Below are 19,114 nucleotides of genomic sequence, written 5' to 3'. Positions count from 1 at the left end.
CAACGCCTCGAAGAACCTCGCCTTCAACACCTCAAAATCCACGATCCCCGCAACTCCCTGAATCCAGGGTGTTGCGGGGATCGTTAGAACCCGCCCAGCGGGCGCGGGAAGGGGCCAAACGATTGCACGAATACGGGAGGGTATCGGTTCAGGCGTGCTGGCCGACGCTGTCGAAGACCCGGCAGTCGAAGAAGTCCTCGCCCTCGGACAGCAGATACGCCTGCGCCTCGCCCACGTGGAAGTACATCCCGTGCAGCTCCAGGGTGCCCTCGGCGAGTCGTCGGGCCACCGATTCGTGGGCCCGCAGGTGCTCCAGCTGCTGGACCACATTGGTCAGGCACAGCTGCTCCACGGCGTCCGCCGGGAGCCGGCCCGAGATCCGGGCCCAGGCACGGTGGCGGCTGGCCATCCGCTCCAGACTCGGCAGCCCGTGCTTCAGCCAGCGGCGCAGCGGGGTCATCGGGGCGCCGGGCGCGGAACTGAGCAGGGCCTGCATGGCCCCGCAGCCCGAGTGCCCGCACACGGTGATGCTGTCCACCTTCAGTACGTCCACGGCGTACTCGATGGCCGCGGCGACGGAGTCGTCAGTGGACTCCGCGCCGGGCAGCGGCACGAGATTGCCGACATTGCGGACCGTGAACAGGTCGCCGGGACCGCTGGCCGTGATCATGCTGGTCACCAGGCGGGAGTCCGCGCAGGTGAGGAAGAGCTGCGAGGGGCGCTGCCCCTCGCGGGCCAGCCGGGCCAGCTCGTCCCGCACGTGCGGTGCGGTGTCGCGCTGGAAGGCGCTGATCCCGCTCGCCAGTTGGCCCGCGCCGCGCCGCCGGGGCGCGGGAGAGGCGGCCTGCTCCGCGGCGGCCTCGGCCTCCGCCTCGGTGGCCACCGCGGCCGCCTTGGCCGCGGCCGAGGCCGTGACCGTACGGGCGCCCGAGGGGCGGTGGTCGCAGTGGTTCTGCCATGGCGTCCAGGGCCGGCAGCACTGGTGCACCCCGCGCTGCGGCGCGCGGCGGGACCGGTCGGCATGGTGGTTCCCGACGGCCGGACCGCCCGCGTCGGCCCCGTCGGCCTTGCCGGCTCCGTCGAACACGTCGAACACGTCGGACCCGTCGGCGGAAGTGGTGCCGGGCAGCCGCGCCGAGGATCCGGCCCGGCCGGTCACTTCCAGCGAACCCCCGTGCGCCAGGTGGGAGTCCTGCCAGTCGTGCAGCGTCTCGTAGGCCGCGTGGTCCATGAACGAGCCGTCCAGCTCGATCACCGCGTGCCCTTCGTGCGGAATCTGGTTCAGCACCCGGCTCAGCCGGGGTACGGCGAGGAAGGTCAACTGCCCGCGCGCCCGAACCCGGTGGACCCCGTCGTTCTGCTGCTCCACGGTGATCCGGGTGCGGGCGAGGCGGTGCAGGGCCAGTGCGACGGCCACCGCGATACCGATGGCCACACCCTCCAGGACCCCGCCGAGGACCACGGCCACGATGGTCGTGCCGTAGACCAGGATCTCCCGGTGCCGGGTGACGCTGCGCAGGTGCGTGATGCTGACCATCTGTACGCCGACCGCCATCACCAGGGCGGCCAGTGCGGCGAGCGGGATCAGGTCGAGGACCGGGACCAGCAGCCCTGCCGCGAGCAGCACCCAGAAGCCGTGCAGCATGGCTGATTTCCGGCTGACCGCACCGGACTTGACGTTCGCCACGCTGCGGACGGCCACGCCGGTGACGGGCAGTCCGCCCAGCGCTCCGGAGACGATGTTCGCCGCGCCCTGGCCCCGCAGCTCCCGGTTGAGGTCGGCGCGCGGCGGGCGGTAGCCCGTACGCCGCTCGGAGGCGATCAGCTTGTCGGTCGCGACGGCGGAGAGCAGCGACTCCACGCTGCCGACGAGGGTGATGGTCAGGACGGCGGCGATGAGGCCGAGTACCGGGCCCTCGGGCAGTTCCGGCAGGGCATGGCTGCGCCAGGACGGTAGGTCCACCCGGGGCAGGCTGAGCCCGGCCAGCGTGGCGACGGTGGTGGCCGTGGCCACGGCGGCGAGCGCCGCGGGCACCTTGCGCAGGCCGCGGCCCACCCGCCCGGGGAGCCGGGGCCAGCCGAGCAGGACGATCAGGGTCAGCACGCTGATGCCGAGTGCGACGGGGTGCAGGTCGGCCAACTGGCCGGGCAGCCCAAGGACGTTGGCCACGGCGTTGCTCTGGGGTGTGCCGCCGAGCACGATGTGCAGCTGAGCCAGCGCGATGGTCACGCCGATGCCCGCGAGCATGCCGTGCACGATGGCCGGGCTGACCATGAGCGCCGACCGCGCGGTGCGCAGTGCGGCGAGGCCGAGCTGGCACAGGCCGGCGAGCACCGTGATGGCGCAGGTGGTGCGCCAGCCGTAGTGCTGGATCAACTCCGCGGTGACCACGGTGAGTCCGGCGGCCGGCCCGCTCACTTGGAGCGGAGCGCCACCGAGCCGCCCGGCGACGATCCCGCCGACCGCCGCGGCCACCAGCCCGGCCTGGAGCGGGGCGCCGGTGGCCAGGGCGATGCCGAGCGAGAGCGGCAGGGCGATCAGGAAGACGGCGATGGAGGCGGAGAGGTCCGCCGGGAGGTCCTTGTGGATCTCCTTGGTCGTACGGGTGGGGGAGGTGACTGTCATGGGTTCCCGTCTCCTCGGGGGAGGGGTGAAGCGGCGGGAGTCTCAACACTCGGTAAATGGATGGTAATGGAGAGTAAAGGCAATCGGTGAATAATACGGGCAAATGGCCGACAAATTAGCACTCAAGAGTGATTAAGCATTTTGTCCGGCTTGTCATACCTTCCTTAAAGCGGACCGCATGGGACGTTGCGGCGCGGAAGTCCTGCGATGGAACTGCGAGGGAGAGGTGGGGCGGATGATCGCCGCCACGAAGAAGATCGCCGGCGGCCTGGTCGCCACGGCGCTGGTCCTGGGCGTCGCCGGGTGCAGCGCCTCGGAAACCGCCAAGTCCCCGGCTCCCGGGGCCCCGAACGCGCTGAAGGGGCCCGCCGCCCCGGAGGCGCCCGGCAGCGTGAACCGCCCCATCGGGGACGGCTCGACCGCGTACACCGGCATGCAACCGAACGTGCAGAAGCCGCAGAAGCTGAAGCCCGGCGAGAAGCCGCCGCAGTTCGTGGTGTTCTCGTGGGACGGGGCCGGCGAGGACAGCCAGAAGCTCTTCTCGCACTTTCGCGAGGTCGGCAAGAAGTACAACGCCCGCATGACGTACTTCCTCAGCGGCGTCTACATGCTCCCGGAGGAGAAGAGCTCGCTCTACACGGCGCCGCAGCACTCGCCCGGCCGCTCCGACATCGGCTTCGGCGACCTCCAGGGCATCAAGGACACCGCCACCCAGGTCCGTGCGGCCTGGCTGGAGGGCAATGAGATCGGCACCCACTTCAACGGGCATTTCTGCGGCCCCGACGGCGGTGTCGGCACCTGGTCCGTGGACGAGTGGAAGAGCGAGATCAACCAGGCGAAGTCCTTCGTCAAGAACTGGAAGACCAACTCCAGCCTGAAGGACATGCAGGCGCTGCCCTTCGACTACGACAAGGAACTCATCGGAGCCCGCACCCCCTGCCTCGAAGGCCAGAAGAACTTCATGCTGGCGGCGAAGGACATGGGCTTCCGCTACGACTCCAGCGGCATCAGCAAGCAGATCTGGCCCAAGAAGGCGGACGGTCTCTGGGACATCCCGCTCCAGCTGGTGCCCATGCCGGGGCGTGCCTTCGACACGCTGAGCATGGACTACAACTACATGGTCAACCAGTCCGGGACGACCTCCCAGGGCGACCCCTCGCAGCACGCGTACTGGGGCGAGCAGATGCGCGACGGCCTGAACCAGGCCTTCGACCGCGTGTACGAGGGCAACCGCGCGCCGCTGATCATCGGCAATCACTTCGAGTCCTGGAACGGCGGCACCTACATGCGCGCCGTCGAGGACTCCATCAAGACCATGTGCACCCAGAAGGAGGTCCGCTGCGTCCCGTTCCGCGAACTGGTGGACTGGCTGGACGCGCAGGACCCGAAGGCCCTGGAGTGGATGCGCACCCTCGACGTCGGTGAGACGCCGAAGGACGGCTGGTCGAAGTTCCTGACCGCGGGGCCGCCGGCGGCGCCGGCCGCCCCCACAGGCGTCAAGCCGGCTGCGGAGCCGGCACAGGAGAGTGCGGACGAGGGCTGACGAGCGCCTCGGCCCCTTCGCGCAGGACGAAATCGGGGTCGACCTGGTCCGCCAGGTCGACCCCGGTCTTGGTGTTGCCCCAGCTCTCCGCGTTCTTGAGGTGGAAGCTCACCATCTGCTCGGTGTAGCGGGCCCAGTCGCGGTGCGCGTACGAGTCGTCGGCCGCGTCCTGGAGCTCCTGGAGGGCGAACCGGTTGGACGCCTCCAGCAGCTCGAAGGGGGCCGGGCGCCCCTTCTCCATCGCCCGCACCCAGTCGGAGTGCCCCACGGTGACCAGCAGGTCCTCGCCCAGCTCGTCCTGGAGGAATTCGATGTCCTCGGGCCCCTGCACCTTGTTGCCGATGACCTTGAGCGTGACCCCGAAGTCCCGCGCGTACTCCTTGTACTGGCGGTAGACGGAGACGCCCTTGCGGGTCGGTTCGGCGACCAGGAAGGTCACGTCGAAGCGGGTGAACATGCCCGAGGCGAAAGAGTCCGAGCCGGCCGTCATATCGACCACCACGTACTCGTCCGGGCCGTCGACCAGGTGGTTGAGGCAGAGCTCGACCGCTCCGACCTTGGAGTGGTAGCAGGCCACACCCAGGTCGGCCTCGGTGAACGGGCCGGTGGCCATCAGGCGTACCGGCTCCCCGTCGAGCACGAGGGTGCGCGCGCAGGCCTCGTAGACCGGGTTGTCCTCGGTGACCCGCAGCAGCCGCGAGCCGCGGCCGGGTGGGGTCGTCTTGATCATCGTCTCGGCCGACGCGATGCGCGGATTGGAACCCCGCAGGTACTCCTTGATCAGGGGAAGCTGCGCGCCCAGGGCGGGCAGCTCGGCGGCCTCGTCCTCGGTGAGTCCGAGCGCGGCGCCCAGGTGCTGGTTGATGTCGGCGTCCACCGCGACGACAGGGGCTTCATTGGCTGCGAGGTGGCGGATGAAGAGGGAGGACAAGGTCGTCTTGCCGCTGCCGCCCTTTCCCACGAAAGCGATCTTCATGTTCACCAAGCGTAGTGGGTTGGTAGCAGGGTGTTGTCAAGGTGAGTGAAGAAGACCACCCCAAGGAGGGGTCGGTGCTATGGGTGAGCAGTGCGTAGGCTCCCTACTTATGAGTAGCGCTTCTGACCCGTTGGCCCCTTTGGCCGGTCTCCCGGGTGTCGCCGAGTCCGTGGATTCCGTACGCAAGGCCGTGGACCGGGTCTACGGGCACCGCGTGATGCGCCGTCGCAGCGGCGAGATCACCTCGGAGGCCGCCCTGCGCGGCGCCCGCGGGAGCGCGGCGCTCTCCGGCGCGGACTGGGCACTGGAGGAGGTGCGCCGCCGGACCGACTTCGGATCGGAGCCGGAGGCGCTCGCGGTGGGTGCGGCGCTGCGGCTCACGGCGGAGGCCGGACAACTGCTCAGCATCTGGCGCCAGTCGCCGCTGCGGGTCCTGGCGCGGCTGCACCTGGTGGCGTGCGGGTCGACGGCGGAGGGCGATGTGGTGGGCCGCCCCCGGCTGGCGGGCGAGCCGGTGGTGGAGCCCCTGGTGGAGCTGCCGCTGCCGAGTGCCGAGGAGGTCGCGGGCCGGCTGGACGGGCTCTCCCGGCTGATCATCGCGGGCGGCTCGGCCCCGGCCCTGATCACGGCGGCGGTGGTGCACGGCGAGCTGCTGGCCCTGCGCCCGTTCGCCTCGTACAACGGACTGGTCGCGCGGGCCGCCGAGCGGATCGTGTTGATCAACAGCGGTCTGGACCCGAAGGCGATCTGCCCGGCGGAGGTCGGCCACGCCGAGCAGGGCCGCGAGGCCTATCTCGCCGCCTTCGAGGGCTACGTCTCCGGGACCGCGGAGGGGATGGCCGCCTGGATCGCACACTGCGGCCGGGCGATCGGACTGGGTGCCCGCGAGTCGACGGCGGTCTGCGAGGCCCGGCAGCGCGGCGCGGCCTGAGCGGCCTGGTCGGCCCGGGTGGTCTGGTCGGCCCGGGTGGTCTGTCAGGGCCGCTGCCAGGGGTTTCGGGCCCCGGACATGGGTTGCGGCGACACCGTCTTGCTTTGGTGTCGCCGCTGGCACTTACGCCCAGTTACCAAGCGTCCTCGATATATGCCCATCAGGCCGGGGTCTTTGCCCGTTACCTGGTGCAGCTGGCCCGTAATCGACGGGTCGACGTCGCGTGGGTGCTCGGCGCTCATGCTTCGGTCCGTGGGCCTTACTGCGTTTTAAAGATGATCCTCTCGGATGTTCTTTGGTCTCGCGGGCCGTTGCTTTATTTGTACTCCGCTTCGGAGCCATGCGAAACCCCTGGCTCCAGTTTTTACTTTTCGGGACGACCGAGGGCGAATCGGACGGCCTTTATCCGTGCAGGTCAGGACAATCAGACCGAGCGTGTGGCGGCCAGCGCATGGGCGCGGCGCCGGCTCGCGTACCAGACCAGCCCCGCCGTGGCGGCTGCCGCGCCCACGGCCGCAGCGGCAACCAGGGCGGGCCGGGTCGGCATGGACAGCCCGGGGAGGCGCTGCTTGAGCCGCACGGGCCGGCTGAAGACGAGGACCGGCCACTCGCGCGCCACGGCTTCGCGGCGCAGTGCCCGGTCGGGGTTGACGGCGTGCGGGTGTCCGACCGCTTCGAGCATGGGGATGTCGGTCGCCGAGTCGCTGTAGGCGTAGCACCGGGTGAGGTCGTACCCCTCGGACTCGGCGAGTTCGCGTACGGCTTCCGCCTTGGTGGGTCCGTAGGCGTAGTACTCGATCTCACCGGTGAAGCAACCGTCCTCACCCACGACCATGCGGGTGGCGACGACCCGGTCCGCGCCGAGCATCTCGCCGATGGGCTCGACGACCTCTGCGCCGGAGGTGGACACGATCACCACGTCGCGGCCCGCGGTGTGGTGGGCCTCGATCAGGGAGGCGGCCTCGTCGTAGATGATCGGGTCGATGAGGTCGTGCAGGGTCTCCGCGACGATCTCCCGCACCTGCTGCACGTTCCACCCCTTGCACAGGGCGGACAGGTACTCCCGCATCCGTTCCATCTGATCGTGGTCGGCGCCGCCGGCCAGGAAGATGAACTGCGTGTACGCGGTGCGCAACACGGCTCGCCGGTTGATCAGGCCGCCTTGGTAGAAGGACTTGCTGAACGTCAAGGTGCTCGACTTCGCAATGACCGTCTTGTCCAGGTCGAAGAAGGCTGCGGTGCGAGGCGAGGAGTGCGGCAAGGGCTGATTTTCCACGCCCCGAGCATATGCGCCCACCATTCGGCGTAAGGTGTGGCGCGTGGGTTTGCCTGAGAAGGCTCTCGGGTACACCATGGAAGTCACGGATCGTTCGCGACCGTGCTAACCCGGTCTGGCTCCTCCCCCCCCGAGTCGGACCGTGGGGACGACCCCCGCTCTCCCCCCCGGCGGGGGTCGTCGCATGTCCGGACGCGGTTCGCGTCCCTGCCTTCGGCCCCAAGTGACCATCTCCCGGCCCTTCTTTTTGTGTGGGGCCGACGCGGCGAAGGCCCCCACCACGTCAGACTTGTGACGCTGCGTAGTGGTTCCGCGGCGCTCCGGAACTCACCTGTGAGGGTGACCGGGTTATTCACAATCGATGGGTTGTCCACAGTTATCGAGCAAGATCCACTTGTTTTTCCTGATCCCTGCACCGTGATTCCAGCCGCGAAGTCCGTGGCGGAAGCATTTGCAGTGAGAAGGGGGCGGAGATCGTGGCTCGATCGAAGTCGTGTGAAACGCCGGAGTCCGTGGTCGGCGGAAGGGGAACGACGGTCGGGGCGGGCATCAACCCCGGTTCTGTGGCCGGATCCGCGCCCGGATCGGCACCCGGTGGCGGGCGGCCGCTGATCATCACCGAGGACCCGCTGCTGCTCGACGATCTGCTGAGGCTGTGCGCCGCGGCCGGAGCCGAACCGCATGTGCACCACGCGCTTCCCGAACAGACCGGGGCGGACGGCGTGGACGGGGCGGCGGCGGACGGAGCCGCGGGGAGCGCGGGGTGGGACACCGCGCCGCTCGTGCTGGTCGGCGATGACGCCGCCCGGCGGGTGCGCGGAGCGCCGCGCAGGGCCGGGGTGTTCCTCGTCGGCCGGGAGCTGGACGATCCCCGGGTGTGGCAGCGGGCGGTGGAGATCGGCGCCGAGGAGGTGCTGCGGCTCCCGGACGCCGAGAGCCTGCTCGTCGACCGCATCGCCGATGTCGTGGAGGGAGCCGGCCGGCCCGCCCTCGCCGTGGGGGTGATCGGTGGCAGCGGCGGCGCCGGAGCCTCCACCCTCGCCTGCGCGCTCGCCGTGCGGGCCGCCCGCGCCGGGGAGCGGACCATCCTCATCGACGGAGACCCTCTGGGAGGGGGCATGGACGTCCTGCTCGGCGGCGAGAGCGCCGAAGGGCTGCGCTGGCCCGACTTCGCGGCCTCGCGCGGCCGGGTCGGCGCCGGAGCGCTGGAGGAGTCCCTGCCCGAGCTGCACGCCCTGCGGGTGCTCAGCTGGGACCGCGGGGACCGGGTGGTGGTGCCGCCCGCCGCGATCCGGTCCGTGGTCGCCGCCGCGCGCCGCCGGGGAGGGGTGGTGGTGGTCGACCTCCCGCGGCGGGTCGACGAAGCCGTGGCCGAGGTGCTGGCCCAGCTCGACCTGGTGTTGATGGTGGTCCCGGGCGAATTGCGGTCGGTGGCCGCCGCGGGCCGGGTCGCGGCCGGGGTGCGAATGGTGGCCCGGGACGTGCGTGTCGTCGTACGGGGTCGCTGCCCGGGCGGACTCGATCCGGAGACGGTGGCCGGGCTGTTGGGCGCGCCGCTGGCCGGGGAGGTGCCGGTCGAGGTGGGACTTCCGGGGCGGGTGGCCGAGGGGGAAGCGCCGGGGTCGCAGGGGCGCAGCGCACTGGCCCGCTTCTGCGACGGCTTCTGGCAGCGGGCCCTCGGCTCCACCCAGGGGGTGCCGGCATGAGCGCCGTACTCCTGGACGCGGTGCGCCGGCGCCTCGCCGAGAGCGGGGCGGAACCGACCCCGGCGCGGGTGGCGGCTGCTCTGCGGGCGCAGGGCAGGCTGCTCGGGGACGCCGAAGTGCTGGGGGTGGCCGCCGAGTTACGGTCCGAGCTGGTCGGCGCGGGCCCGCTGGAGGCGTTGCTCGCCGATCCCGGGGTCACCGACGTGCTGGTGGCGGCCCCCGACCGGGTGTGGGTGGACCGGGGCGGCGGGCTGGAACTGACCGGGGTGACCTTCGTGGACGCCGAGGCCGTGCGCAGGCTCGCCCAGCGGCTGGCTGCCGTGGCCGGGCGGCGCCTCGACGACGCACGGCCCTGGGTGGACGCCCGGATGCCCGACGGGACCAGGCTGCACGCCGTGCTGCCGCCGGTCTCCGTCGGGTCGGCCTGCCTCTCGCTGCGCGTGGTGCGTCCGAGGGCCTTCACGCTGGAGGAGCTCGTCGCCGCGGGAACCCTGCCACCGGGCGGCCACCGGTTGCTGCGGGACATGGTCGAGGCCCGGTTGTCGTTCCTCATCTCCGGCGGGACGGGCACGGGCAAGACGACCCTTCTCAGTGCCTTGTTGGGACTGGTCGGACCCGGCGAGCGGATCGTCCTGGCCGAGGACTCGGCCGAGCTGCGCCCCGACCATCCGCATGTGGTGCGGCTGGAGACCCGTCCGGCCAATCAGGAGGGGGCGGGTCTGGTCACCCTGGCGGACCTGGTCCGTCAGGCGCTGCGGATGCGGCCCGACCGGTTGGTGGTGGGCGAGGTGCGGGGCGCCGAGGTGGCGGACCTGCTCGCCGCCCTGAACACCGGGCACGAGGGTGGCTGTGGGACGGTCCACGCCAATGCCGCGGCCCATGTCCCGGCGCGGCTGGAGGCCCTCGGGACGGCCGCGGGGCTCGACCGGGCCGCTCTGCACAGCCAGTTGGCCGCGGCCTTGACCCTGGTGCTCCACCTGGTCCGTGACCGGGAGGGGCGGCGCCGGCTGGCCGAGCTGCACGTGCTGGAGCGGGACGCCGCCGGGCTGGTGGTCACCGTACCGGCGCTGCGCTGGTCCGCGCGGGGCTTCGCACGGGAGCGAGGCTGGGAACGGCTTCGCCCGCTGCTGCGAGGTGCCCGATGAACGCGGGGGCGGGGCTGTCGGTGCCGCTGTTCGCCGGGATGCTGTGCGCCGGCGCGGCCGTCTGGGGCCTGGCCGGAGGCGACCGGGTGTTGCGGCGGGCCCGGGTGGTGCTCGCCGCGGGTGCGCCGGTGGTGCAGGGCGGGCCGCCGCGCCGGGAGCGGCTGCTGATCGCCGTACAAGTGCGGGCGGCGCGGTGGCGGGAGTGGGCCTGCCTCGGGGCCGGGTTGGTGGTCGCCGTGCTCGGCGGGTCGGTGATTCCGCTGCTCGCCGGGGCGGCCGCGCTGCCGCTGGTGCGGCGGTGGCTGCGGGTACGGACGCGGGAGCGCGCCCGGGCCGCGCGGGCCGCCGAGGTGGTGGCCCTGTGCGGGGCCGTCGTGGGTGAGCTGCGGGCGGGAGCCCAGCCGGGCCAGGCCCTGACGGCGGCGATGCGGCGTACGGCCGTCGGGCCCGGCGCACCGGGCGCGGTGGAGACGGGTGTGCTGGCCGCCGCGGCCTTCGGCGGGGACGTGCCCGGCGCACTGCGCCAGGCGGCGCGGGAGTCCGGCGCGGAGGGGCTGGCCGGGATGGCGGCCTGCTGGCGGGTGTCGGTGGACGGCGGCGCGGGACTGGCCGTCGGGCTGGAGCGGCTGGAGGGGGCCCTGCGGGCCGAGCGGGACCGGCAGGAGTCGCTGCGGGCCCAGCTGGCGGGGGCGCGCTCGACCGTGGTGGTGCTGGCTCTGCTGCCACTGGTGGGACTGCTGATCGGCACGGGGCTGGGCGCGGATCCGCTGCGGGTGCTCCTGCACACGCCGATGGGGTGGGGGTGCCTGGTGGCGGGCGGCGTGCTGGAGGCGCTGGGGCTGCTGTGGTGCCGGCGGATCGTCCGGACGGGGGAACGGTGATGGGTGGGTACGCGGTCCACAGGCTGGGGATCGCCATCTGCCTGGCGGTGGTGGTGCTGTGGATGGGGCGGGCGGTGACCAGGTGGGTCCGGTCGCGGGCGGCCCGGCGCAGGACCGTGGCCCTGCTGGGGGTGGAACCGGGAGTGCGGGGGCCGCTGTTCGGCTTCGGTCCTGCGGTGCGCGGCGCGGTGGCGGCGTGGGCCGGGCCGGCCGGTGCGCTGCTGGCGGGCTGGGTGCTCGTAGGCGGGGCGGCGGGCGTGGCGGTCGGTGCGCTCGCTGCGCTCGGCGCGTGGCGGTGGCGGTTCAGGGCCAGGCCGCCTGCCGCGGTGGACCTGAAGGAGGCGGAGCGTCAGCTCCCGTTCGCCGCAGACCTTTTGGCCGCCTGCCTGGCGGCCGGAGCGGGCCCGGTGGAGGCCGCCGAGGTGGTGGGGGAATCGCTCGGCGGCCCGATGGGCGAGCGGCTGGCGAGGGCCGGGGCGGAGCTACGGCTCGGCGGTGAACCGGGCGCCGGGTGGGGGAGGTTGGCGGAGATACCCGGCGCCCGGCCCCTCGCGGAATGCCTGGAACGGGCCGCCCGGACGGGTGCGCCTGCGGCAGAACCGGTCTCCCGGCTCGCGTCCGGGCTGCGGGAGGACCGGGCCCGCAGTGCCGGAGCGCGGGCGCAGCGCGCGGCGGTCCTCGTCACGGCGCCGGTGGGGCTGTGTTTTCTCCCCGCTTTTCTCGCGATCGGGGTCGCGCCGGTGGTGATCGGTATGGCCTCGGGACTTCTCTCGAACACCTGAAGTCGCATTGACCACAGACATCAACAGCGAAAATCCACAGGAGGTTGTCATGAGGATCATCTGGTTTCGTGTGCGGAAGGTGCTGAGGGGTCGCGGGGGCGACGCGGGGATGTCCACCTCGGAATACGCCATGGGCACGATCGCAGCCTGCGCATTCGCGGCCGTCCTCTACAAGGTGGTGACGAGTGAAGTCGTCGCCACGGCCCTTCAGTCGACCATCGGAAAGGCGCTCGATGTGCCGTTCTGAGGGTGGGTCACGGGGCGTCCGGGGAAAGTCGGACCGGGGATATGTGACGGCGGAGGCCGCCCTGGTGATCCCGGCGCTGGTGCTGTTCGCGGCCCTGCTGGTGTGGGCGCTGATGGCGGCGGCCGCGCAGATCCGGTGTGTGGACGCGGCCAGGGCCGGTGCCCGGGCGGCGGCCAGGTCCGAACCGGCGGAGGTGGCGGAGGCGGCGGCCCGGGCGGCCGCCCCGCCGGGGGCACGGGTGGAGCTGGAGCGGGAGGGCGACCTCTGGCGGGTCCGGGTGGCTGCGCCGGCGCCGGGGCCGGGCGGGCTGCCGGTACGGCTCGGAGCGCAGGCGGTGGCCCTGGCGGAGGACAGCGTGGGGCCGCCGCCGTGAGCCGGGACCGGGGCTCGGCCACGGTCTGGGCGGCGCTGGTGGCGACGGTGCTGGGGGCGGTGTTCGGCGGTGTGCTGCTGCTCGGTCAGGCCGTGGTGGCCCGCCACCGGGCGGCGGCGGCCGCGGACCTGGCGGCGCTCGCGGCGGCGGCCACCTGGGCCCACGGGCCGGAGCGGGCGTGCGGGGCGGCTCTCCGGGTGGCCCGGGCGCAGGGTGCGGAGCTCGGCGGGTGCCTGCTCCGGGGCGAGGTCGCCGAGGTCACCGCTCGGGTCGCCGCAGGCCCCTTCACCCCCGCGATCCGGGCCCGTGCGGGGCCGCCCGGGCCGCCTCCCGGCCGGGATCCCTGAGCCCGGTCAGGCCTCAGGGGCCCCGGGACCCTCAAGGCCCTCAAGGCCCTCAAGGCCCTCAAGGCCCTCAAGGCCCTCAGGGGCCTCGGTGGCCGCGTCGGGCGGGGATTGGGACAGGAGGCGGGTGAGGAGGCGGATGGCGCCGCGCTTGTGGAGCGGCTCGTTGCCGTTGCCGCACTTGGGGGACTGGATACAGGACGGGCAGCCGGCCTCGCACTCGCAGGCGGCGATCGCGTCGCGCGTCGCCGTAAGCCAGTCCCGGGCCGTACGGAAGGCGCGCTCCGCGAAGCCGGCGCCGCCGGGGTGGCCGTCGTAGACGAAGACCGTGGGGAGGAGGGTGTCGGGATGCAGGGGCACGGAGACGCCGCCGATGTCCCAGCGGTCGCAGGTGGCGAAGAGCGGAAGCATGCCGATGGAGGCGTGTTCGGCGGCGTGCAGGGCGCCGCCGAGGATCTCCGGGTTGATCCGGGCCTCGTCGAGCTGCTCCTCGGTCACGGTCCACCACACGGCCCGGGTGCGCAGGGTGCGGGGCGGCAGGTCGAGCTTGGACTCGCCCAGCACCTCGCCGGTGATGAGCTTGCGGCGGAGATAGGAGACGACCTGGTTGGTGACCTCGACGGAGCCGAAGCAGAGCCGGGCCGAGCCCCACGGGATCTCGGTCTCGGTCTCCAGGATGGAAATGGAGGTGATGTCACGGGCCGTGGTGGAGAAGGGCGGGTCCGCCTGCTCCACGAGGGCCGCGGAGTCCTCCAGGTCCAGGTGCTTCACGAGGTACGTGCGGCCCTGGTGGAGGTGGACGGCCCCCTCGTGGACGGCGGTGTGGGCCGCCGACTCGTCGACCGTGCCCAGCAGCCGGCCGGTCGAGGCCTCGACGATCTGTACCGGGCGGCCGCCGCCGCCCCGGATGTCGGTGAGGTCCGAGGCCCGTTCCCGGCGGGTCCAGTGCCAGGCGGTCGCCCGCCGGCGCAGCAGCTTCGCCGCTTCGAGCTGGGGGAGGAGCTCCTTGGTCGCCGGGCCGAAGAGTTCCAGGTCCGCGTCGGTCAGCGGTAGCTCCGCCGCCGCCGCGCACAGGTGGGGGGCGAGGACGTACGGGTTGTCGGGATCCAGGACGGTGGCTTCCACCGGCTGGCGGAACAGCGCCTCGGGGTGGTGCACCAGGTAGGTGTCCAGCGGGTCGTCCCGGGCGATCAGCACGGCCAGGGCGCCCTGGCCCGAGCGCCCGGCGCGGCCGGCCTGCTGCCACAGGGAGGCCCTGGTGCCGGGGTAGCCGGTGATCAGGACGGCGTCCAGCCCCGAGACGTCCACGCCCAGCTCCAGGGCCGTCGTGGCGGCAAGCCCGAGGAGCTCGCCGGAGTGCAGGGCGCGCTCCAGGGCCCGGCGCTCCTCGGGGAGGTATCCGCCCCGGTAGGCGGCGACCCGCCGGGGCAGCGACCGGTCGACCGACGCGAGCCGTTCCTGGGTGATGACGGAGATCAGCTCGGCGCCGCGCCGGGAGCGCACGAAGGCGACCGTACGGACCCCCTGGACGACCAGGTCGGTCAGCAGGTCGGCGGTCTCCGCGGTGGCCGTACGGCGGACGGGAGCGCCCTTCTCGCCCCGCAGCTCGGTGAGGAGCGGCGGCTCCCACAGGGCGAAGACCACCTCGCCCCGCGGCGAGGCGTCGTCGGTGATCTCGATCACGCGTACGCCGGTCAGCCGGGACGCGGCCGCCGCCGGGTCGCTCGCGGTGGCGGAGGCCAGCAGGAAGACGGGGTCGGCGCCGTAGCGGGCGCACAGCCGCCGCAGCCGGCGCAGGACCTGGGCCACGTGGGAGCCGAAGACCCCGCGGTAGGTGTGGCACTCGTCGATGACGACGTAGCGCAGGGCCCGCAGGAAGGAGGACCAGCGCGGGTGGGCCGGCAGGATCCCGCGGTGCAGCATGTCGGGGTTGGTCAGGACGTAGTTCGCGTACTGGCGCACCCACTCGCGTTCCTCGACCGGCGTGTCCCCGTCGTAGGCCGCCGGGCGCACGGCGTTGCCCAGCGGGGCGGCCAGTTCCCGTACGGCGCGCCGCTGGTCGGCCGCCAGGGCCTTGGTGGGGGCCAGGTACAGGGCGGTCGCGCCCCGGCCGTTCGGGGCCTCGGCGCCGTCCGCGAGGGCGGAGAGCACGGGCGCGAGATAGGCCAGGGACTTGCCCGAGGCGGTGCCGGTGGCCACGACCACGGACGTTCCGTCGAGGGCGAGCTCGGCCGCCGCGGCCTGGTGTTCCCACGGATGGTCGATTCCGGCCGATCGGATCGCGGCTACGACGTCTGTTCGGATGCGGTCGGGCCAGACTGCATGACGACCCGCCCGAGGGGGCAAGTGCTCCGTATGGGTGATGCGCGCAGCACGAGAAGGCCCCCGTGACAGGCGGTCCAGGACCGTGTCGGGGGTGGGTCGAGGGTCCGCATGTGCCCTGGGCTGTCCGGGACCGTGAGTGTTGGCCATCGGAACCGAGTGTGTCACCGGCGTGCGGGACAATGGTCCGAAGGCGTCGTGCGCGCCTGCCGGTAAGTGATTGAATGCCATCGCGGCAGCCAATCCCTCGCCTACCTTCGGGTGAGGGGGCGTCGCTCGATAGCAAGGTGCTGGAGGATCCGTGGACCTGTCCCTGTCGACTCGCACTGTCGGCGACCGTACGGTCGTGGAGGTCGGTGGCGAGATTGATGTGTATACCGCGCCCAAGCTGCGCGAGCAGTTGGTCGAGTTGGTGAACGACGGCAGCTACCACCTGGTTGTCGACATGGAGCGAGTGGACTTCCTCGACTCCACCGGCCTTGGTGTGCTGGTGGGAGGCCTCAAGCGCGTGCGTGCGCACGAGGGCTCGCTCCGTCTGGTGTGCAACCAGGAGCGCATCCTGAAGATCTTCCGCATCACCGGTCTGACCAAGGTGTTTCCGATCCACACCACTGTGGAAGACGCCGTCAACGCCACTGACTGACGGCTCCGAGCGGCTCCCCGCGGCCTCCGGGCGGCAGGGAGCCGACAAGGAGAGCGGGGGTACCGGGCCATGGTTGGCCCGGGCCCCTGTCAAGGCACGCCCGTAGTCCGAGGGGGACGCGCATGGCCACCGTTGAACTGCGCTTCAGCGCCCAGCCCGAACACGTCCGGACGGCCCGCCTGGTCGCGGCCGCCGTGGCGCGAAGGGTCGGTGTGGAGGAAGCCGTCCTCGACGAGGTCCGCCTCGCCGTGGGTGAGGCCTGTTCGCGTGCCGTCGGACTCCATCGGCTCAACGGGCTGACTGCGCCGGTCCGGGTCGTGCTGACCGAGGACGAGAAGGTGTTCTCCATCGAGGTCGGCGACGAGGTCCCCGGCCCGTCCGGCGGCTCCTCCGACTCGGTGTCCGGCATCACCGCCGTCCTGGAGTCCGACGGCGAGGCCGAGGACGAGATGGGGCTCGCGGTGATCAGCGGGCTCGTCGACGACGTCGAGGTGAGCAGTGGGGAATCGGGCGGAACCATCCGGATGAGCTGGCCCGTCTCCGGCGTCTCCGAGCTTCCCTGAGATCCATCGCGGTTCGCGTGATCCACCGCGCGCGTAATCCTTCATATCTTCGGATCTTATCCAAGGCCCTGCTGAGCAGGGCCTTTTCCATTTCCCTTGATCAATGATCAGGCGTCAATGCCTTTGCCCCATTACCACTTTCGAGGGTAATGGAGTGACGCGATCTATTGCTGAGGAGCAGGAGCACGCCAATTACGTTTCCTGCGCACTGTTTTGATCGGGTCGCGCTCCCTACAATCCGTCCACATCTTGAGCTCATCACGTCAAGGAGGACGAATGACGGGGCTCTTCACCCCTATCGCGCCGGGTCGCACCACAGATCTGGCATCCGCAGTACTCACCGATGACAATCGGCTCATCGTGATCGTCATTGCGGCCGTGGCACTCGCCGCTCTCGTCGTCGCGCAGATCCTGGTCCGCCAGGTCCTCGCCGCCGACGAGGGAACCGACAGCATGAAGGAGATCGCAGCGGCCGTCCAGGAAGGCGCCAACGCCTACCTCGGCCGGCAGTTGCGCACCCTCGGCGTCTTCGCCGTCGTGGTCTTCTTCCTGCTCTTCCTGCTCCCCGCCGACGACTGGGCGCAGCGCAGCGGGCGGTCCGCCTTCTTCCTCGTGGGCGCCCTCTTCTCGGCCGCCACCGGCTACATCGGCATGCGCCTGGCGGTCCGCGCCAACGTCCGCGTCGCCGCCGCCGCACGCGAGGCCACCCCGGCCGAGGGGGAGCCCGCCAAGGACCTGACCGAGGTCTCCCACAAGGCGATGAAGATCGCCTTCCGCACGGGTGGCGTCGTCGGCATGTTCACCGTCGGACTCGGCCTGTTCGGCGCGTCCTGCGTCGTCCTGGTCTACGCCGCCGACGCCCCCAAGGTCCTGGAGGGCTTCGGCCTCGGCGCCGCCCTGATCGCGATGTTCATGCGCGTGGGCGGCGGAATCTTCACCAAGGCCGCCGACGTCGGCGCCGACCTGGTCGGCAAGGTCGAGCAGGGCATTCCGGAGGACGACCCGCGCAATGCCGCGACCATCGCCGACAACGTGGGCGACAACGTCGGAGACTGCGCCGGAATGGCGGCCGACCTCTTCGAGTCCTACGCCGTCACCCTCGTGGCCGCGCTCATCCTCGGCAAGGCCGCCTTCGGCGACCTGGGCCTGGCCTTCCCGCTGATCGTGCCCGCGATCGGCGTCATCACCGCGATGATCGGCATCTTCGCGGTCTCCCCGCGCCGCTCCGACCGCAGTGGCATGACCGCCATCAACCGCGGCTTCTTCATCTCGGCCGTGATCTCGCTGGTGCTGGTCGCGATCGCCGTCTACGCCTACCTGCCCGCCACCTACGCGGAGCTGGTCGGCGTCGAGAACCCGGCGATCACCAACCACTCCGGGGACCCGCGCATCCTGGCCGTCGTCGCCGTCGCCATCGGCATCGTGCTCGCGGCCCTGATCCAGCAGCTGACCGGCTACTTCACGGAGACCAACCGGCGCCCCGTCCGGGACATCGGCAAGTCCTCCCTGACCGGCGCGGCCACCGTCATCCTCGCCGGCATCTCCGTCGGCCTGGAGTCCGCCGTCTACACGGCGCTGCTCATCGGCCTCGGCGTCTACGGCGCGTTCCTGCTCGGCGGTACGTCGATCCTGCTCGCGCTCTTCGCGGTGGCCCTGGCCGGCACCGGCCTGCTCACCACCGTCGGCGTCATCGTCGCCATGGACACCTTCGGCCCCGTCTCCGACAACGCCCAGGGCATCGCCGAGATGTCCGGCGACGTCGAGGGCGCCGGTGCGCAGGTCCTGACCGACCTGGACGCCGTGGGCAACACCACCAAGGCCATCACCAAGGGCATCGCCATCGCCACGGCCGTGCTCGCTGCGGCGGCGCTCTTCGGCTCGTACAACGACGCGATCGCCACCGCGGTCAGGGAAGTCGGCGCCAAGGCCGGGGAGATGAACCTCAGCCTGGACATCGCGCAGCCCAACAACCTTGTCGGGCTGATCCTGGGCGCGGCCGTCGTGTTCCTGTTCTCCGGCCTCGCCATCAACGCCGTCTCCCGCTCCGCGGGCGCCGTCGTCTACGAGGTGCGCCGCCAGTTCCGCGAGCACCCCGGGATCATGGACTACACCGAGAAGCCCGAGTACGGGCGCGTCGTCGACATCTGCACCAAGGACGCGCTGCGCGAGCTCGCCACACCCGGCCTGCTCGCCGTGCTCACCCCCATCGCCGTGGGCTTCTCCCTCGGTGTGGGCGCCCTCGGCTCCTTCCTCGCCGGAGCCATCGGCACGGGCACCCTGATGGCGGTCTTCCTCGCCAACTCCGGTGGCGCCTGGGACAACGCGAAGAAGCTCGTCGAGGACGGCCATCACGGCGGCAAGGGCAGTGAGGCCCATGCCGCGGTCGTCATCGGAGACACGGTCGGCGACCCGTTCAAGGACACCGCCGGTCCGGCGATCAACCCGCTGCTCAAGGTCATGAACCTGGTGGCACTGCTGATCGCTCCCGCCGTCGTGCAGTTCAGCTACGGCGCGGACAGCAGCCCGACCGTGCGGGCGGTCGTCGCGGTCCTCTCGATCGGCGTCATCATCGGCGCCGTGTACATCTCCAAGCGCCGCGGCATCGCCGTCGGCGACGAGACCGAGGGCGGAGCCGCCGAGCGGGTGGCCCAGTCGGCCGACCCCGCGACGGTCTCCTGACCCGAGGTTCGGCCAGCGGGACGGGCAGGGCCGGGCAGGGCCGGCCGGTACGCCCGAACGGCGGACGGGCGGCGCGG

At 71.8% G+C, this 19,114-nt stretch carries 16 protein-coding genes; 12 read left to right on the top strand and 4 right to left on the bottom strand.

Features of this window, described 5'->3' with window-relative positions; genetic code table 11:
* Positions 1-148: 148 nt before the first annotated feature.
* Entirely contained in the window at positions 149-2,626 is a 2,478-nt protein-coding gene (locus ACIQZO_RS38140) for a SulP family inorganic anion transporter (RefSeq protein ID WP_403635683.1), read from the bottom strand.
* 235 nt (positions 2,627-2,861) lie between these two features.
* Here ACIQZO_RS38140 and ACIQZO_RS38135 point away from each other — a divergent pair, with 235 nt between their 5' ends.
* Complete coding sequence (locus tag ACIQZO_RS38135; RefSeq protein WP_403635682.1) at positions 2,862-4,169, top strand: hypothetical protein; 1,308 nt, start codon at positions 2,862-2,864, stop codon at positions 4,167-4,169.
* Here ACIQZO_RS38135 and ACIQZO_RS38130 read toward each other — a convergent pair.
* The gene (locus tag ACIQZO_RS38130) at positions 4,123-5,145 is read right to left on the bottom strand and encodes an ATP-binding protein (RefSeq protein WP_403635680.1); all 1,023 of its coding nucleotides are present in this window, start codon (positions 5,143-5,145) and stop codon (positions 4,123-4,125) included. The genes ACIQZO_RS38135 and ACIQZO_RS38130 overlap by 47 nt on opposite strands.
* A gap of 109 nt (positions 5,146-5,254) precedes the next feature.
* Here ACIQZO_RS38130 and ACIQZO_RS38125 point away from each other — a divergent pair, with 109 nt between their 5' ends.
* Positions 5,255-6,076, top strand: a complete 822-nt coding sequence (locus tag ACIQZO_RS38125; RefSeq protein WP_403635679.1) for an oxidoreductase — start codon at positions 5,255-5,257, stop codon at positions 6,074-6,076.
* A 424-nt stretch (positions 6,077-6,500) separates the two neighbouring features.
* Here ACIQZO_RS38125 and ACIQZO_RS38120 read toward each other — a convergent pair whose 3' ends face one another.
* The gene (locus tag ACIQZO_RS38120) at positions 6,501-7,376 is read right to left on the bottom strand and encodes an HAD family hydrolase (RefSeq protein WP_403635677.1); all 876 of its coding nucleotides are present in this window, start codon (positions 7,374-7,376) and stop codon (positions 6,501-6,503) included.
* 539 nt (positions 7,377-7,915) lie between these two features.
* On the opposite strand from ACIQZO_RS38120, the gene ssd reads away from it, so the two are divergent.
* From ssd to ACIQZO_RS38085, 7 genes are read left to right on the top strand one after another with little or no spacing between them, the layout of a single operon-like run.
* Positions 7,916-9,058 carry a septum site-determining protein Ssd gene (gene ssd / locus ACIQZO_RS38115; protein ID WP_403635676.1) on the top strand — a complete coding sequence of 381 codons (1,143 nt, stop codon included), beginning with the start codon at positions 7,916-7,918 and terminating at the stop codon, positions 9,056-9,058.
* The gene (locus ACIQZO_RS38110) at positions 9,055-10,203 is read left to right on the top strand and encodes a TadA family conjugal transfer-associated ATPase (protein ID WP_403635675.1); all 1,149 of its coding nucleotides are present in this window, start codon (positions 9,055-9,057) and stop codon (positions 10,201-10,203) included. Before ssd ends, ACIQZO_RS38110 begins: the two co-directional genes overlap by 4 nt.
* Entirely contained in the window at positions 10,200-11,084 is an 885-nt protein-coding gene (locus ACIQZO_RS38105; protein ID WP_403635673.1) for a type II secretion system F family protein, read from the top strand. Before ACIQZO_RS38110 ends, ACIQZO_RS38105 begins: the two co-directional genes overlap by 4 nt.
* Positions 11,084-11,866, top strand: a complete 783-nt coding sequence (locus tag ACIQZO_RS38100) for a type II secretion system F family protein (protein WP_403635672.1) — start codon at positions 11,084-11,086, stop codon at positions 11,864-11,866. Before ACIQZO_RS38105 ends, ACIQZO_RS38100 begins: the two co-directional genes overlap by 1 nt.
* A gap of 49 nt (positions 11,867-11,915) precedes the next feature.
* Positions 11,916-12,113, top strand: coding sequence for a DUF4244 domain-containing protein (locus tag ACIQZO_RS38095; RefSeq protein ID WP_403635670.1), 198 nt, complete (start codon positions 11,916-11,918; stop codon positions 12,111-12,113).
* Entirely contained in the window at positions 12,100-12,486 is a 387-nt protein-coding gene (locus ACIQZO_RS38090; protein ID WP_403635668.1) for a TadE family type IV pilus minor pilin, read from the top strand. The genes ACIQZO_RS38095 and ACIQZO_RS38090 overlap by 14 nt, the downstream gene beginning before the upstream one ends.
* Positions 12,483-12,833, top strand: coding sequence for an Rv3654c family TadE-like protein (locus ACIQZO_RS38085; protein WP_403635666.1), 351 nt, complete (start codon positions 12,483-12,485; stop codon positions 12,831-12,833). Before ACIQZO_RS38090 ends, ACIQZO_RS38085 begins: the two co-directional genes overlap by 4 nt.
* A gap of 6 nt (positions 12,834-12,839) precedes the next feature.
* On the opposite strand, the gene ACIQZO_RS38080 is transcribed toward ACIQZO_RS38085, so the two are convergent.
* The gene (locus ACIQZO_RS38080; protein ID WP_403635664.1) at positions 12,840-15,383 is read right to left on the bottom strand and encodes a DEAD/DEAH box helicase; all 2,544 of its coding nucleotides are present in this window, start codon (positions 15,381-15,383) and stop codon (positions 12,840-12,842) included.
* A gap of 70 nt (positions 15,384-15,453) precedes the next feature.
* Here ACIQZO_RS38080 and bldG point away from each other — a divergent pair, with 70 nt between their 5' ends.
* From bldG to ACIQZO_RS38065, 3 genes are all read left to right on the top strand, one after another.
* Entirely contained in the window at positions 15,454-15,795 is a 342-nt protein-coding gene (gene bldG / locus ACIQZO_RS38075) for an anti-sigma factor antagonist BldG (protein ID WP_008743037.1), read from the top strand.
* A 122-nt stretch (positions 15,796-15,917) separates the two neighbouring features.
* Positions 15,918-16,358, top strand: coding sequence for an ATP-binding protein (locus ACIQZO_RS38070; RefSeq protein ID WP_403635663.1), 441 nt, complete (start codon positions 15,918-15,920; stop codon positions 16,356-16,358).
* Positions 16,359-16,634: 276 nt separating this feature from the next.
* Positions 16,635-19,037: a sodium-translocating pyrophosphatase gene (locus ACIQZO_RS38065; RefSeq protein WP_403635661.1), complete on the top strand. Its 2,403-nt coding sequence runs from the start codon at positions 16,635-16,637 to the stop codon at positions 19,035-19,037.
* Positions 19,038-19,114 lie beyond the last annotated feature (77 nt).

It is taken from the genome of Streptomyces sp. NPDC097617 (assembly GCF_044761485.1).
Lineage (GTDB): Bacteria > Actinomycetota > Actinomycetes > Streptomycetales > Streptomycetaceae > Streptomyces.
The sequence above is the reverse complement of the archived record's forward strand: the minus strand, read 5'-3'. Positions and strand labels throughout refer to the sequence as shown.

What these genes read in the sequence shown, in the direction of transcription:
- ACIQZO_RS38125 (WP_403635679.1), top strand. Translation starts at nt 5,255, where the DNA reads ATGAGTAGCGCTTCTGACCCGTTGGCCCCTTTGGCCGGTCTCCCGGGT.
- ACIQZO_RS38110 (WP_403635675.1), top strand. Translation starts at nt 9,055, where the DNA reads ATGAGCGCCGTACTCCTGGACGCGGTGCGCCGGCGCCTCGCCGAGAGC.
- ACIQZO_RS38090 (WP_403635668.1), top strand. Translation starts at nt 12,100, where the DNA reads ATGTGCCGTTCTGAGGGTGGGTCACGGGGCGTCCGGGGAAAGTCGGAC.
- ACIQZO_RS38135 (WP_403635682.1), top strand. Translation starts at nt 2,862, where the DNA reads ATGATCGCCGCCACGAAGAAGATCGCCGGCGGCCTGGTCGCCACGGCG.
- ACIQZO_RS38065 (WP_403635661.1), top strand. Translation starts at nt 16,635, where the DNA reads ATGACGGGGCTCTTCACCCCTATCGCGCCGGGTCGCACCACAGATCTG.
- ACIQZO_RS38140 (WP_403635683.1), bottom strand. Translation starts at nt 2,626, where the DNA reads ATGACAGTCACCTCCCCCACCCGTACGACCAAGGAGATCCACAAGGAC.
- ACIQZO_RS38100 (WP_403635672.1), top strand. Translation starts at nt 11,084, where the DNA reads ATGGGTGGGTACGCGGTCCACAGGCTGGGGATCGCCATCTGCCTGGCG.
- ACIQZO_RS38080 (WP_403635664.1), bottom strand. Translation starts at nt 15,383, where the DNA reads ATGGCATTCAATCACTTACCGGCAGGCGCGCACGACGCCTTCGGACCA.
- ACIQZO_RS38070 (WP_403635663.1), top strand. Translation starts at nt 15,918, where the DNA reads ATGGCCACCGTTGAACTGCGCTTCAGCGCCCAGCCCGAACACGTCCGG.
- ACIQZO_RS38130 (WP_403635680.1), bottom strand. Translation starts at nt 5,145, where the DNA reads ATGAAGATCGCTTTCGTGGGAAAGGGCGGCAGCGGCAAGACGACCTTG.
- ACIQZO_RS38120 (WP_403635677.1), bottom strand. Translation starts at nt 7,376, where the DNA reads ATGGTGGGCGCATATGCTCGGGGCGTGGAAAATCAGCCCTTGCCGCAC.
- ACIQZO_RS38105 (WP_403635673.1), top strand. Translation starts at nt 10,200, where the DNA reads ATGAACGCGGGGGCGGGGCTGTCGGTGCCGCTGTTCGCCGGGATGCTG.
- ACIQZO_RS38095 (WP_403635670.1), top strand. Translation starts at nt 11,916, where the DNA reads ATGAGGATCATCTGGTTTCGTGTGCGGAAGGTGCTGAGGGGTCGCGGG.